Consider the following 14,804-nt stretch of genomic DNA (forward strand, 5'->3'; position numbering starts at 1 on the left):
CTCATTTTTTGTATAATCTTCTTGCATTGCTGCAAGTGCGTCGGGGGAAGACGCATGCGGCAGAAAATGGCCTGCCTGAGACGGGGAGGTTGTCAGTGAACCTGAAACGGATCGAAATTTACGGATTTAAATCGTTCGCCCAAGCCACCGAACTGGAAATTTCGCCGGGGATCACAGCGGTCGTGGGACCAAACGGCAGCGGCAAAAGCAACATCGCCGATGCCATTCGCTGGGTGTTGGGGGAACAGAGCACAAAAGCGTTGCGCGGCTCGAAAATGGAGGATGTGATTTTTGCGGGAAGCCAGACGCGCAAGCCGCTGAATTACAGCGAAGTTTCCCTGACCCTTGATAATCAGGATCAGACATTGCCGCTGGATTTTGCAGAGGTGACCATTACACGGCGATTGTACCGAACCGGCGAGAGTCAGTACTTTATCAATCGCGAGCCATGCCGGTTGAAAGACATTCACGATTTGTTGATGGATACCGGTCTGGGCAAAGAGGCCTACTCGATTATCGGTCAAGGACGGATTGACGAGATCCTGAGCAACAAACCAGAGGACAGAAGAGGGATCTTCGAAGAGACGGCTGGTATCGTTCGCTATCGGGTACGGCGGCGGGAAGCGGAAAAGCATCTGGCCGAAACAGAGCAAAACCTGCAACGGATTCGCGACGTGCTGCACGAGCTGGATCGCCAGCTGGTTCCCCTGAAGCAGCAAGCGGAGGTTGCCAAACAATACAAACAATACCGCGAGCAGCTGGAAAAGCTCGAGGTTTCCCTGTACCTGTCGCAAATTCAGCAGGCTCACGACGAATGGCAGGCTGCCCAGCAGGCCATGCAGGCGTTGCGACAAAAAATGGAAGAAAAGCGTCGGCAAGCGGAAGAGGAAGAGACCAACCTGGCCTTTTGGCGAAAGCGGCTGGAGCAGGTGGAACGTGGCATTGAACAACTGCACCATGATCAGTTGCACGCGAGCGGAGAACTGGAAAAGCTGGAGGGACTGCGGGAGGTATTGCGGGAAAGGCAGCGTCAGCTGACTGCCCAAAAACAGCAAACGCTCCAGGATCGGGAGAAAGTGGAGCAGCAACTGCTTCTGCTCAGCCAGCGCCTCGCCCAACACCGCCACATGTGTCAGCAGAAAGAGGAAGAATTATCAGCCGCCTTGCGCAAGCTGCGTGATCTGGAAGAGCGGCTCCGGGGCGCCAATCAGGAATGGGCCGACCGGAAAGAACAGGTGGAACGGTTGAAAAATGAGTATTTTGATCAATCCAATCACTTGTCGACCTTGCGGAACGAGGAACGCCATCTGAAAAACACCCTGGAAGCTTCCGCGCAGCGGAGAGGGCGGCTGAAGCGTGAACTGGACGAGCTCAAGGTTCATCTGCAGCAACTGGAGTCGGAAAGACAGAGGCTGTTGGAAGAAGAGCAGGCATTGCAGGCCGAGTTAACACAAAATCAGCTCACATTTGCGCGGAACCGGGAACAAGAGGAACGCTTGCAAGAGGCGGCGGATGAGAGCAGGAGACTCCTGGAACAGTTGCAGTACAGGGAATCGCAGTTGCGCTCCAGGCATGAGGTGCTGCACGAAATGCAGCAGGAATTTGCCGGGTACGGACAGGGCGTGAAGGCGATTTTACAGGCACGGGACAAAGGCGTGATCACCGGCGTACACGGTGCCGTCGCCGAACTGATTCGTGTCCCGCAGGAGCTGGAAGCCGCGATTGAAGCGGCTCTGGGAGGCGCATTGCAACACCTGATCGTGGAGAACGAGGCCACCGGGCGGCGTTGCATCGCCTTTCTCAAGGAGAGGCGGGCAGGACGGGCCACATTCCTGCCGCTGGATGTCGTCGGCAAGCACCGGCCTGACAGCGGCAGGGAACTTCACCTTTCCAAGGAGATGCCCGGATTGATAGGGGTGGCCGCCCATCTGGTTCAAACGGAAAGCCGGTATCAGCCGTTGTTGCGCTCCCTTCTGGGGCAGGTATTGGTTGCCCGTGATTTGGAATCGGCCAACAAAATTGCCCGTGAGACAGGATACCGGGTCCGGGTCGTCACATTGGAAGGCGACCTGGTGCATACAGGGGGTTCGATGACGGGCGGAAGCAATCCTGCCCGGAAGACCTCATTGCTCGGCCGGCAGCGTGAACTGGAAGAACTGCGGGGAAAACTGGCAGACCTGGCCGGGCAGCAGCGGCAGATCAAGCAACAGCTGGAACGGCTCCTTGTGGAACAAAACGATCTGAAGCAAGAACGCCTTGCGCTGGAAGAAGCGCAGACGGATCTGGTTCGCCGGCTTCAGCGGTTGGAACTGGCACGGGAGCGCAATGAAGGGGAAAAGAAGCGGTGCCAGGAACGGCTTGACCTCCTGCAGGAGGAAATGCAACTTCTTGCCCAGGAAGAACGGCAGACCCTTCAGCGGTTAAAGGAGCTGGAGCAACAGATTTCGGCCTGCAGCGAACAGTCATCCGGCATCCGTCAACAGATCGAAACGTTGCAAGGCGTGGAGCAACAGTGGTTATCCGAGATGGAAAACATGAACCTGGATGTGACCAACTTGCGCGCCGAAGTGGCCAGACTGGAACAACAGCGCCAGCACCTGGAAGAACAGCTTCGTGAATGGACCGCCCAAGAAGCGGCGCACAAACAGGAGCTGGACAATTTGGCCCTGCGCATCCAACAGCTGGAGCAAGCGATGAGCGAAACCGAACTGGAAGCGAACCAGGCTGGACAAGCCAGGGAAGAATGGTCCGAGCGGATCCGTTCTATCCAGAATGAATTGGCGCAGTTCCGGGAGGAAAAGAGGCGTCATGACCAATCTCTCCGGGAAGCGGAGAACCGGTCAAAGCTGGAGAAAGCGCAATTGCAGCAGGTAGAGGAGGAATACCATCAGCTGGAGGTCAAGACGAACCGCCTGGAGGTTCGCCTGGATCATTTGCTGACTTCGCTCTCACGGGATTACGGGATCGGGTACGAATGGGCAAAGGCGCATTTTTCGTTGCCTGAGGATACAGCAGCTGTGGAAAAAGAGGTGGCCCGGCTGAAAAACGAGATCCAGCGTCTTGGAGAGGTCAACCTGGGAGCCATTGACGAGTATGAGCGGATTTTTGAGCGGCATGCCTTTTTGACCCGACAGCAGGAGGATCTTCTCACCGCCAAGAAGACGCTTCATGAGGCGATTCAGGAGATGGACGCGAAAATCGCCTCCCGTTTCCAATCTACGTTTCAGACGATCCGGACGCACTTTCAGGAGCTGTTTGTCGAGATGTTTGGCGGCGGGAAAGCGGATCTTCTCTTGACCGAACCTGACGATCTGTTGAATACCGGTGTGGACATTCTCGTCCAACCTCCGGGCAAGCGGATGCAAAACCTGAATTTGCTGTCGGGAGGAGAGCGCGCCCTGACGGCCATTGTGCTGCTGTTTGCCATGTTGCGGACCAGGCCGGTCCCGTTTTGTATCCTGGACGAGGTGGATGCGGCGTTGGACGAATCCAATGTTTCCCGGTTTGCGCAGCAGCTGCGGCACTTCTCCCGCGAATCGCAATTTCTGGTGATTACCCATCGGCAAGGCACCATGGAAGAGGCGGACGTGTTATATGGCGTGGCGATGCAAGAAGCAGGGGTGTCGGAGGTCTTTTCGTTGTCGTTGTCAGAAGCGGCGGCAGCTCAAGTGGCGGCCGGGCAAGATCGGGAAATGCAAAGAGGCAGTTGAGGAGGGGTGGACTTGAGCTTTTTTAAGAAGATTGCGGACAAATTCAAGGAAGGTTTGACCAAATCCCGCGAGACAGTCATGGGAAAAATGGGTCAGTTGTTTCTCCGCGGAAAGATTGACGAAACGTTTTATGAAGAACTGGAGGAGATCCTGATCGCTTCTGACATTGGCGTACCCACCACGATGCAGCTGATGGATGAACTCCGGGAGGAGGTCAAACGGCGCAAGATCAAGCAGGCGGAGGAGCTGGCGCCGCTGTTGTCCGAAAAATTGCTGGAGCTGATGAAAGACGAGGATGGCGAGACAGAACTTCGCTTAAACCCGGATGGGCTGAGCGTGATTCTGTTTGTCGGGGTCAACGGCGTCGGCAAGACGACCACGATCGGCAAGCTGGCATACCAGTTGAAAAATCAGGGTAAAAAGGTGCTGCTCGCTGCCGGGGACACCTTCCGCGCCGGCGCGATCGAACAACTGCAAACCTGGGGACAGAGGCTGGGCGTGGATGTCATCCACCACCAGGCTGGCGCCGATCCGGCGGCCGTGGTGTATGATGCCCTTTCGGCCGCGCGTTCGCGCAAGGCGGATGTCCTGCTCTGTGATACGGCCGGGCGCCTGCACAATAACATCAATTTGATGCAGGAGTTGAGCAAGATCCACCGCGTGATCCGCAGGGAGATGCCGGAAGCGCCCCATGAAGTGTTGCTGGTACTGGATGCCACAACGGGTCAGAATGCGTTGAACCAGGCCAAGCTATTCCGCCAGGCCGTTGACGTCTCCGGGATCATCCTGACCAAGTTGGATGGCACCGCAAAAGGTGGGATTGTCGTGGCAATCCGGCGGGAGCTGGACATCCCCGTGAAATTTGTCGGCTTAGGGGAGAAGCCGGAAGACCTGCAAGCCTTCGACGCGGAAGCGTTCGTCCGGGCCATGTTTCCGGCTGCCGAGCGACAAGGCTGACAAGATAAAAACCTTGACACCCGACCGCTGATGGATTACACTGTTTCAGGAAGATGTGGGAAGAGGCCAAAACATGGAACGTTTTCCAGTGGAAAAATGGGATGAGTGGAACCGCCTCTACGATTTGTATGGCAGCCTTTTAACCGAGAAGCAGCGGAACGTGTTTGAAATGTACTACCAGGAAGATTTGTCATTGGGCGAAATCGCCGAGTTGACCGGGATCAGCCGCCAGGGTGTCCATGAGCACTTGCGGCGGGCGGAAGAAGGGCTTTTGGAGTTTGAACGGCAACTGTCCCTCATGCGGCGGCAGACCGAACGCAGGCGGCTGTTGCAGGAGGCGATGGAGCATTGCAACAAAGCGGACTGGGATGCGTTGCAGGCTGTGCTCCGTCAGTTGTGGGAGATGGAAGACGCGTAAAAGGAGGCTAGCACTTCGTGGCATTCGAGGGTTTGGCCGAACGATTGCAGGCGGCGTTTAAAAAATTGCGAGGCAAAGGTGTCGTCACGGAGACCGATGTCAATGAAGCGATGCGTGAAGTGCGTCTTGCGCTGTTGGAAGCGGACGTCAATTTCAAGGTTGTCAAGGATTTTGTCGCCAAGGTGAAAGAGCGGGCCCTGGGCCAGGAAGTGCTGAAAAGCCTCACACCTGGTCAACAGGTGATTAAGGTGGTGCATGATGAACTCACGGCGTTGATGGGCAGCAGCGTCTCCAAAATCCATATGGCGGAGCGGGGCCCCACCGTGATCATGATGGTCGGTCTGCAGGGCGCCGGGAAGACCACGACGGCAGGGAAACTGGCCCGGTACTTGACAAAGCAGAACCGGCGCCCGCTTTTGGTGGCGGCCGACGTCTACCGCCCCGCGGCGATTCGCCAGCTCCAGGTACTGGGCGAGCAGCTGGACCTGCCTGTTTTCACGCTTGGGCAGCAGGCCGATCCGGTGAATATTGCCAAAGCGGCTCTGGCACACGCCAAAGAAACGGGGCGGGACACCGTTATTATCGACACGGCAGGACGGCTGCATGTGGATGATTCCCTGATGGAGGAACTGACAGCGATGAAGGGGGCGGTCGAGCCCCAGGAAATCCTGCTGGTTGTCGATGCGATGACGGGTCAGGATGCGGTAAACGTAGCGGAAGTTTTCCATCAGAAACTCTCGCTGACCGGTGTGATCCTGACCAAGCTGGATGGGGATACCCGCGGGGGAGCTGCACTGTCCGTAAAAGCCGTCACCGGTTGCCCGATTAAGTTTGTCGGGATGGGGGAGCGCCTGGATGCACTGGAGCCGTTTCACCCTGACCGGATGGCCTCGCGCATTTTGGGCATGGGTGACGTGCTGACCCTGATCGAAAAAGCCCAACAAGCGGTAGATGCGGAAAAAGCGGCTGAACTGGAAAAAAAGCTGCGCAAGGCGGAGTTCACTTTTGATGACTTTCTGGAGCAACTGCAACAAATTAAGTCGATGGGGCCGCTGGATGAGCTGCTGCACATGCTGCCGGGATTTGACCGCATGAAAGGTGCGCAAAACCTGACGGTTGATGAAAAGCAGCTCAAGCGGGTCGAGGCGATCATCCAGTCCATGACGGTGGAGGAGCGGCGCAACCCCCAGATCCTCAACGCCAGCCGTCGTCGCCGCATCGCGGCCGGTTCGGGAAACAGTGTGCAGGATGTCAACCGGTTGATCAAGCAGTTTGAGGATATGAAAAAAATGATGAAGCAGATGAGCAATCTGACCCGTAAAAAAGGGAAAAAGAAACGCATGTTCAAGGGATTTCCATTTTGACTTTGGCAAGGAGGTGAACAGCATGGCAGTACGCATCCGTCTGAAGCGGATGGGCGCGAAAAAGCGGCCTTTTTACCGTGTCGTCGTTGCCGATTCCCGGTCTCCGCGTGACGGCCGTTTTATCGAGGAAATCGGCTACTACGATCCGCTTCGGCAACCGGCCGAGATCAAGATTGACGAGGAAAAGGCGCTGCAATGGCTGCAAAGAGGCGCCCAACCATCCGATACAGCGCGCAGTCTGTTGAGCAAAGCCGGCGTTTTGCAAAAGTTTCATGAAGCCAAGTACAAAAAGGCGTAATCCTCTCCCATGAGGAGGAATTGTCGTGACGGAGACGGTCGGGATGGGCCAAACGATCGAATTGGTCAAAACCCTTGTGAAAGCGCTGGTGGAACACCCGGAAGAGGTGCATGTGACGGAACAGGTGCAGGAGCGGGAGGTCCGCTTCCGGCTGACGGTCCACCCTGAGGATATCCGGCATGTGATTGGGCGGCGAGGCAGGACGATTCAGGCGATTCGCACTGTCGTGGCCGCTGCGATGGCCTCCCCAGGAATGCGGATTCATCTGGAAGTTCACCAGCGTGAAGGTGTGGAAGAGTGAGCGCATCCCGCCTGACAAAAGGCGGCAGATAGGGGGCGCATGTGGATGACGGATCAACCACAAACTGGACAAGCCGCCACGCTCGTGCGCGTTGCCCAAGTGGTCAATACCCACGGCGTACGGGGCGAGGTGCGGGTGCGGTTGTTGACCGATTTTCCGGAGGTTCGGTTTGCGCCTGGCAAGCAGCTGTATCTCGAAATGAAAGGCGCCCAGCGAACCGCTTTCCGGCCTTTGACGGTTGAACGATCGCGTCCGCACAAAAAAGGATGGCTTCTGAAGTTCGCCGATTATGACTCGATTAACGAGGTGGAAGGGTGGAAAGGCGCGATTCTTAAGGCGCCTGAGGGTGACGAGCTGCCGCTTGCGGAAGGGGAGTACCTGTTCCGCGATATCATTGGGTGTCAGGTTTTTACCCTCGATGACCGCCACCTCGGCGAGGTTCGGGAAATTCTCCGGCCAGGAGCCAATGATGTCTGGGTGATCCGCTCAGGAAAGAAGGAAATACTCATCCCCTACATCGAAGACGTGGTCAAGCAGATCGATGTTTCAAACCGGCGGATTGTGATCGATCCGTTGCCTGGGCTGCTGGAGGATGAGGAATGAGAGTGGATGTGCTGACCCTGTTTCCCGAAATGTTTCAAGGGTTTCTTCACAGCAGTATCCTGGGTAAAGCCATCCAGCGCGGCCTGGTGGAGATCAACCTGGTCAATTTCCGGCAGTTTGCCACGGACAAGCACGGCACGGTGGATGACACGCCGTATGGCGGAGGGCAGGGGATGGTCCTGAAGGTGGAACCGATCTACTTGGCGCTCCGCGAAATTCTGGGATTTGAGCCGGACAGGCAGTCCTTGATGGAGCTGGCCCCTTCCACCCGCGTGATTCTCCTCTGCCCCCAGGGCAAAACCTATACGCAGAAGATGGCCGAGGAGCTCTCATCCTCTTCTCATCTCGTGCTGATCTGCGGCCACTATGAAGGGTTTGACGAACGCATCCGTCAGCACCTCATCACCGACGAAATCTCCCTGGGGGATTTTCTCCTCACTGGCGGGGAGATTCCGGCGATGGCACTCATCGACAGCGTGGTCCGTCTCCGTCCCGGCGTGTTGGGGAATCCGGAGTCTCTCCAGGAAGAGTCGTTTGTTTCGGGACTGCTGGAATACCCACAATACACAAGACCGGCCGAATTTCACGGCTGGTCGGTTCCCGAGGTGCTCTTGTCGGGAAATCATCGCCAGATTGACCGCTGGCGGCTGAAAGAGGCGTTGCGTCGCACTTGGGAGCGGCGGCCGGACTTGCTTGCTCAACGCGACCTGTCGCCGCTGGAACGCGAGCTGCTGGCAGAGATACGCCACGAATCGCAAACCCGGACGTAAGGTTATCCGGAGTAGCTTTTCGCTTTCTTGTGTTTTACAGGTGATTTGTGGTAAGATACACGTTGTTGTCTGAATACGCGTTCCGCTGTCATAGGGATATGATATGAACGTTGTGCGGGAAGGAGGGTGTCCAGTGGATGTCATCCGGGAAGTGACACAGAACCAATTGCGAACGGATCTCCCGGAATTTCGCCCAGGTGATACCTTGCGTGTACACGTCAAGGTGATTGAGGGACAACGGGAACGGATTCAGGTGTTTGAAGGGGTTGTCATCAAGAAACGGGGCAGCGGCATCAGTGAATCTTTTACTGTCCGGAAGGTTTCTTATGGCGTGGGTGTGGAACGCACCTTCCCCCTTCACTCGCCCAAGATTGACAAGATTGAAGTGGTACGTCGCGGCAAGGTTCGCCGTGCCAAGCTGTACTACTTGCGTCAACTGCGCGGCAAGGCGGCCCGCATCAAGGAGAAACGCAAGTAAATTTCCAGCAATGGTCAAGGAAGAGGGCTTGCAAAGCAAGTCCTCTTTTGCTCTTTGACGCATGGAAAGACCGGGCGCCGGAGATTTGCCGTTTCTTGCATTTTTTTGATATGATCGGAAGGGATTCTATTCAGGAGGAAAATGAATGGACGAGCGGTACGTGGGCGATCAGACGACCGAACAGCAGAACGATGAGACGCGCGAGCGTCAGGCCACATTGGTTGAAGGGCGTGGCGGTCTGTGGCGGGAATCCAAGGAGTGGCTGCGTGCCTTCATCCTTGCCATTGTGCTGTTTATTTTGATTCGCACCTTTTTGTTTGCGCCGTTTATTGTGGATGGAGAGTCGATGGCGCCCACTCTTCACAGCGGTGAGCGGCTGATCGTAACCAAAGCGGTTTACCTGTGGGGCGAGCCAAAGCGGGGAGATATCGTGGTTTTTCATGCCACGCAGACGCGTGATTACATCAAGCGGGTCATCGGCCTGCCGGGAGATACGGTGGAAGTCCGCGATGACCGGCTGTATATCAACGGAAAGGAAGTGGCCGAGCCTTACCTCGAAGAGTACCGGCGCAAAACGCATCAGGCTGGACTGGTTTTGACGGAAGACTTTGGACCGCAGCAGGTGCCTGAAGGGTCATATTTTGTCATGGGAGACAACCGGAGGAACAGTCAGGACAGCCGGATGATCGGGGCGATTCCCAAGGAACAAATCGTCGGCCGGGCTGATGTGGTGTTTTGGCCGCTACCTTCGTTTCGGATCCTCAAAGGCGGGGAATAACAACCTGTCACGCGTGAAACGGGGTGTTTTTCGATGGTGCACTGGTATCCCGGGCACATGGCAAAGGCGACACGCCAGATACGGGAACGCCTGAAACAGGTGGAGGTTGTGCTGGAACTGCTCGACGCACGCCTGCCGTTGTCCAGCCGGAATCCGCAGATCGACCAGCTGGTGCAGGGAAAACCGCGCCTGGTTCTCTTCAACAAAGCTGACCTGGCGGATCCACAGGCGACGGAGCAATGGATTGCCTGGTTTGCCGCTTTAGAGCAACCTGTGTTGCCTGTGAATTCCTTGACAGGGCAGGGAGTGGAACAGATTATCCCGAAGTGTGAGCAGCTGTTGAGAGAAAAGCGCCTGGCCCTGGAAAAAAAGGGGGTCAAGCCGCCACCCATTCGGGCCATGATTCTCGGCATACCCAATGTGGGAAAGTCCACCCTGATCAACCGGTTGCTTTCACGCAAGGCGGCCCAGACAGGAAATCGCCCCGGTGTGACACAGCAACAGCAATGGTATACCATCCGGGGAAAATTTCAATTGCTGGATACCCCTGGGGTATTATGGCCGAAGCTGGGAGATGAGGGAGTGGGGTATCGCTTGGCGGCCAGCGGTGCCGTCAAGGATGAGATCCTGGATATCGTGGAGGTGGCCCTCTTCGCTCTCCGTCTTTTGCGGGAGCGTTACCTGGCCCTGTTGCTGCAACGGTACAACCTGCCTTCACTCCAGGGTGAACCGTGGGAATGGCTGGCGGCGATCGGCAAAAGGAGAGGATGCTTGATTGCGGGGGGTGAAGTTGATCTGGAAAAGGCTGCGAACCTGTTTTTGCAGGAGCTTCGTACGGGTAAAATCGGCCGGATTTCGTTGGAGTGGCCACCGCTTCCGGAATCTTCAAAACAAGATGTCGAGTGAACCAGCATATGGAGCAAGCAGTCTGTTGAGCATCTGTTGAGCAAGGGGAGAGCCGATGTGTTGAGTTACGAGAAACGGTTGTGGGAAGAGGGGCTGACCTATGTTGCCGGTGTCGATGAGGCGGGCAGAGGATCGCTTTACGGTGATGTCGTGGCAGCCTGTGTGATTTTTCCTCCACATAGCGTCGTGAAGGGCGTAAACGATTCAAAGAAACTGTCTCCGAAGCAGCGGGAAGAGTTGTACGAAGTGATCCTCCGAAAGGCGGTGGCGGTCGGCATCGGGCGGGCGGATGCTGCCCAGATCGATCGCTGGAATATCCGGCAGGCGACGCGCATGGCCATGCGGCAGGCGGTGGAACAGCTTTCCATCCGGCCGGAGTACATACTTGTCGATGCAGAACAGATTGAGTGCCCGATTCCGCAACTGGCGATTGTCCGCGGTGATCAGCAAAGCCAGACGATCGCAGCAGCGTCGATTGTGGCCAAGGTCACCCGCGATCGCCTCTGCCAGCAGTGGGAAGCGCGGGATCCGGGATACGGCATTGCGCAACATAAAGGGTATGCCACTGCCTATCATCGGGAACGGATTCTTCAGCTTGGTCCCAGTCCTCACCATCGTCGCAGTTTTCTTGGCAAGTTGTTGCAAGTGTTGGGGGAAGAAAGACATGCTTGATGGCTTGTTGTCACTGCTTTCGGCAACATACCGTCAGATGCTGAACACGGAGCGTTCCGACGGGAAAAGTGCAGAGGGCCTGCTCCGCCTTTTTCCCGGCCAAGTGATACGCGGTCTGGTGCTTGAGACAGACAACGGACGGGCGCTTGTCCAGCTGGGCGACCATCGACTCTGGGCCCATCTGAAAACCCCCTTGACCGTGGGAAAAGCGGTTTGGCTGGTTGTGGAGCAACTTGCGCCCGCTCTCCACCTCAGGCTGCTGGCGGAGGTTGATCCGTCCGTGGACGAATGGAGGAGCATGTTGTCCGCGCTGAAGTTGCCGGACGCCCCGGCCATGCGGGCAGCGGTGCAGTATCTCGCTGAGCACCGCCTGCCCTTTGATGCCGGCCTGTTGAACCGTCTCCACCAGTGGCAACAGGGCCGTTTTTTAAACCCTCAGGGATTGTGGGCCGCCATTCACTTGAGGATGCGAGGCCTTCCTCTGGAATTTCCCCTGTTTTCGGCAGTATATCGGGCCCTGTCTGTCCCTCAGTCCCAACAGGCGAAGCTGTTTTTTCAATCATTCCATTTCTCTGAAGCATTCTCTGAAGCGCCATCCGCCTTTCCGGACCGTCTGACGGACCTTTCCCCCTTTCGCCTCGATCACTGGCGCGAGAAGATTTACCAATTTCTGCAGCAGTCTGCCAAGTCATCTTTTCGTCACGCCAACCCGGAAGGCCAGAGTGTCCATTCCTCCTGGCTGGGTCACCTGATCTTGCAGTGGCCTGTTTCCCATGGCGATGCATGGTGCTTTCTTTCCCACCCGCTTCCACCCTGGGTGCCGATGAAAGGCTGGCTGCAGCTTGCCTATCAGGATGAAGGAGCCCACGCATGGCCATCTACGGGCCATCTTCAGATCCAATTGGACATGCCTCATCTCAAACAGTTAAACGTACAACTGTTCTGGCGCGAAAACGTGCTGTCGATGACCGTTTCCTCACAGCATCCCATTCCTGAATCGGAACGCCGGGTTGAAGAGGAACGACTGCTTGAAAGGCTGAGCGCGATGGGATTCCGGGTTCGCGGCATCCATTGGCAAGTGACAGACAGGCCGCGGTCTGGACCGCCATGGTTGCCAGGCGGGGTTGATGTACGGTGCTGAAGCCGAGCAAAAAAGTGGTTGCCTTGCGCTACCAGCAAGGAAAAGACAAAGCTCCCCGGATGACGGCAAAGGGGCAAGGCTGGTTAGCGGAAAAAATTCTGGAACGGGTGGGTGAGAAGACGGCCATCTGGGAGGATCCGGCGTTGGTGGAGGTATTGTATCAGCTTGATCTGGAACAGGAGATTCCGGAACATTTGTACCAGGCGGTGGCAGAAATTCTTTCCTTTGTTTATCGCTTGGACCAGAAGCGGGGTGAAAAGCGTGACCCGAAAAACCTCGGGGCGACAGCAAACGGGGAAGGACGGTGAGGAACTGGCACGGCGTTACTTGCTGGAACAAGGTTACGCTATACGGGATGTCAATTGGCGGGGACGCAGGGGAGAGCTGGATGTGGTCGCGGAACGGGACGGGATGCTGATCATTGTCGAAGTGCGTACCCGGCGGACGCATGGTTTCGGTACCGCCCGGGAGGCGGTGGATCGCCGGAAACTGTTGCAGGTTAGGCGTGTCGCTGAGGAGTATGTGGCCCGGCAGCGATTGTTTTCCATGCCCTTGCGTCTCGACGTGATTGCGATCGAGTGGCAAGGAAAAAAGCCGTTTCTTCAGCACTTGCAAGGCGTCGATTTCGCCTGATTTTGAAGGATATTTTTCGCCGGGGGTGCACATCCTATCAGGAGATCTGATGGAAAAAGACAGCAAGGTGCTGGAGGGTTTCACGATGGACGAGAAAGATGTGCAAGCAAAAAAGAGGATTAAAACGAAAGACGATGGATCTGCGGGAATTCCGGAGGATCCCTTGAAAAATTGGACAGTCGATACCGACCCGGCGGTGATGTCGGATGACCGTTGGGTGGACGAGCATAATGACCTGGGGCATACCTCTGTCGAGAATAAAGAGATGGAAGAAGGGATTCTCCCTGGGGCGCGCTTTATGCACCCCATGCATGATGTCAGCTATCGCAAGGATTGATGCGCCGCCTGTTTGCTGACAAGACGCAAGACGCTGGGCCACGTGATGGACGGGGCCCGGGGCCCGTGTTTGTCCGTTCCTCGTTCGGGACAAAACGGGCTTTTGTATTTCCTGTCTTCTGACAGAGACAGGTGAATGGATTTCGAGTCCCAATTGATCTAAAATATAAGATGTTGGTTTCCAGTAGATTCCTCGCCGGTTTGCTTGAAAAATGCCGGAAACGCTTTTAAAGAGGAGGATGTCGATGAATATTCACGAGTATCAGGCAAAGGAAATTCTCAGGTCTTATGGTGTAGCCGTGCCGGAAGGCATCGTCGCCTTTACGGTGGAGGAAGCGGTTGAGGCAGCCAAAAAACTGGGGACAGACGTCTGTGTCGTCAAAGCCCAGATCCATGCCGGGGGACGGGGAAAAGCGGGCGGCGTAAAGGTGGCCAAAAGCCTGGATGAAGTTCGCCAATACGCCTCAGAGCTCCTTGGAAAGGTTCTGGTGACCCACCAAACCGGTCCGGAAGGAAAGGAAGTCAAGCGTCTGTTAATCGAACAGGGATGCGACATTCGGAAAGAGTACTATCTGGGACTGGTACTTAACCGGGAGACCGGACGTGTCGTGATGATGGCGTCGGAGGAAGGCGGAACCGAAATTGAAGAGGTGGCTGCCCGGACACCGGAAAAGATCTTCCGTGAAGAGATCGATCCGGCGGTTGGTCTGATGCCGTATCAGGCGAGGAAATTGGCCTTTGCCATACACATTCCGGATGCGCTCGTCAACAAGGCAGTGCAGTTCATGCTGGGATTGTACCGGGTATTTGTCGAAAAGGACTGTTCTATCGCTGAGATCAACCCCTTGGTTGTGACCGGCGACGGACAAGTGATGGCCCTGGACGCCAAGTTGAATTTTGACGCCAACGCGTTGTACCGTCATCCTGAATTGCTGGAGCTCAGAGACCTGGATGAAGAGGATCCGCGTGAAATCGAGGCGTCCAAGCACGGATTGAGTTACATTGCATTGGATGGCAACATCGGTTGTATGGTCAATGGCGCCGGTCTGGCGATGGCGACGATGGACATCATTAAGTATTACGGCGGTGAACCGGCAAATTTCCTGGATGTCGGCGGCGGCGCGTCCAAGGAAAAAGTGACCGAAGCATTTAAGATTATCTTACAGGATGAGAAGGTCAAAGGCATCTTTGTCAACATTTTCGGCGGGATCATGCGTTGTGACGTGATCGCCGAAGGAGTTGTGGCGGCAGCCCAGGAACTGGGACTGAACAGGCCGCTGGTCGTGCGGCTGGAGGGAACCAACGTGGAGCTCGGCAAAAAGATCCTCGAGCAATCGGGCCTGAACATCATTCCCGCCGATTCAATGGCCGACGGGGCGCAAAAAATTGTTTCCCTGGTCAAGGAATAAGCCGTGCGCAAGTGAAGGGACGTTCTGGGT

At 56.1% G+C, this 14,804-nt stretch carries 17 protein-coding genes; all 17 read left to right on the top strand.

The window, feature by feature from the left end; genetic code table 11:
* The first annotated feature begins 95 nt into the window (after nucleotides 1-95).
* The 17 genes from BAA01_08045 (at nucleotide 96) to BAA01_08125 (ending at nucleotide 14,774) form a co-directional block, all read left to right on the top strand.
* Complete coding sequence (locus BAA01_08045; protein OUM88401.1) at nucleotides 96-3,710, top strand: chromosome segregation protein SMC; 3,615 nt, start codon at nucleotides 96-98, stop codon at nucleotides 3,708-3,710.
* A 12-nt stretch (nucleotides 3,711-3,722) separates the two neighbouring features.
* Complete coding sequence (locus BAA01_08050; protein OUM88317.1) at nucleotides 3,723-4,667, top strand: signal recognition particle-docking protein FtsY; 945 nt, start codon at nucleotides 3,723-3,725, stop codon at nucleotides 4,665-4,667.
* Nucleotides 4,668-4,740: 73 nt separating this feature from the next.
* The gene (locus tag BAA01_08055) at nucleotides 4,741-5,085 is read left to right on the top strand and encodes a hypothetical protein (GenBank protein OUM88318.1); all 345 of its coding nucleotides are present in this window, start codon (nucleotides 4,741-4,743) and stop codon (nucleotides 5,083-5,085) included.
* Nucleotides 5,086-5,102: 17 nt separating this feature from the next.
* Nucleotides 5,103-6,449: a signal recognition particle protein gene (locus BAA01_08060; protein ID OUM88319.1), complete on the top strand. Its 1,347-nt coding sequence runs from the start codon at nucleotides 5,103-5,105 to the stop codon at nucleotides 6,447-6,449.
* 22 nt (nucleotides 6,450-6,471) lie between these two features.
* The gene (locus BAA01_08065) at nucleotides 6,472-6,747 is read left to right on the top strand and encodes a 30S ribosomal protein S16 (GenBank protein OUM88320.1); all 276 of its coding nucleotides are present in this window, start codon (nucleotides 6,472-6,474) and stop codon (nucleotides 6,745-6,747) included.
* Between the two features lie 43 nt (nucleotides 6,748-6,790).
* The gene (locus BAA01_08070; GenBank protein OUM88402.1) at nucleotides 6,791-7,048 is read left to right on the top strand and encodes a hypothetical protein; all 258 of its coding nucleotides are present in this window, start codon (nucleotides 6,791-6,793) and stop codon (nucleotides 7,046-7,048) included.
* A 45-nt stretch (nucleotides 7,049-7,093) separates the two neighbouring features.
* Complete coding sequence (locus BAA01_08075; GenBank protein ID OUM88321.1) at nucleotides 7,094-7,651, top strand: hypothetical protein; 558 nt, start codon at nucleotides 7,094-7,096, stop codon at nucleotides 7,649-7,651.
* Nucleotides 7,648-8,421 (top strand): tRNA (guanosine(37)-N1)-methyltransferase TrmD, encoded by a 774-nt coding sequence (locus BAA01_08080; GenBank protein OUM88322.1) that lies wholly within the window; start codon nucleotides 7,648-7,650, stop codon nucleotides 8,419-8,421. Before BAA01_08075 ends, BAA01_08080 begins: the two co-directional genes overlap by 4 nt.
* A gap of 103 nt (nucleotides 8,422-8,524) precedes the next feature.
* Complete coding sequence (locus tag BAA01_08085; GenBank protein ID OUM88323.1) at nucleotides 8,525-8,899, top strand: 50S ribosomal protein L19; 375 nt, start codon at nucleotides 8,525-8,527, stop codon at nucleotides 8,897-8,899.
* Nucleotides 8,900-9,116: 217 nt separating this feature from the next.
* Nucleotides 9,117-9,677 (top strand): signal peptidase I, encoded by a 561-nt coding sequence (locus BAA01_08090; protein OUM88403.1) that lies wholly within the window; start codon nucleotides 9,117-9,119, stop codon nucleotides 9,675-9,677.
* A gap of 33 nt (nucleotides 9,678-9,710) precedes the next feature.
* Nucleotides 9,711-10,583, top strand: a complete 873-nt coding sequence (locus BAA01_08095; protein OUM88324.1) for a ribosome biogenesis GTPase YlqF — start codon at nucleotides 9,711-9,713, stop codon at nucleotides 10,581-10,583.
* Nucleotides 10,584-10,640: 57 nt separating this feature from the next.
* Entirely contained in the window at nucleotides 10,641-11,255 is a 615-nt protein-coding gene (locus BAA01_08100; GenBank protein ID OUM88325.1) for a ribonuclease HII, read from the top strand.
* Nucleotides 11,248-12,396, top strand: coding sequence for a hypothetical protein (locus tag BAA01_08105; protein ID OUM88326.1), 1,149 nt, complete (start codon nucleotides 11,248-11,250; stop codon nucleotides 12,394-12,396). Before BAA01_08100 ends, BAA01_08105 begins: the two co-directional genes overlap by 8 nt.
* Nucleotides 12,390-12,704, top strand: a complete 315-nt coding sequence (locus tag BAA01_08110; protein OUM88327.1) for a hypothetical protein — start codon at nucleotides 12,390-12,392, stop codon at nucleotides 12,702-12,704. The genes BAA01_08105 and BAA01_08110 overlap by 7 nt, the downstream gene beginning before the upstream one ends.
* A complete protein-coding gene (locus BAA01_08115) occupies nucleotides 12,649-13,029 on the top strand; it encodes a hypothetical protein (protein OUM88328.1) in 381 nt (126 codons plus the stop codon). The genes BAA01_08110 and BAA01_08115 overlap by 56 nt, the downstream gene beginning before the upstream one ends.
* A 49-nt stretch (nucleotides 13,030-13,078) precedes the next feature.
* Nucleotides 13,079-13,366: a hypothetical protein gene (locus tag BAA01_08120; GenBank protein OUM88329.1), complete on the top strand. Its 288-nt coding sequence runs from the start codon at nucleotides 13,079-13,081 to the stop codon at nucleotides 13,364-13,366.
* Between the two features lie 244 nt (nucleotides 13,367-13,610).
* The gene (locus BAA01_08125; protein ID OUM88330.1) at nucleotides 13,611-14,774 is read left to right on the top strand and encodes a succinate--CoA ligase subunit beta; all 1,164 of its coding nucleotides are present in this window, start codon (nucleotides 13,611-13,613) and stop codon (nucleotides 14,772-14,774) included.
* Nucleotides 14,775-14,804: the final 30 nt, after the last annotated feature.

Source organism: Bacillus thermozeamaize, from assembly GCA_002159075.1.
In the GTDB taxonomy this organism is placed as follows: Bacteria; Bacillota; Bacilli; order ZCTH02-B2; family ZCTH02-B2; genus Bacillus_BB; species Bacillus_BB thermozeamaize.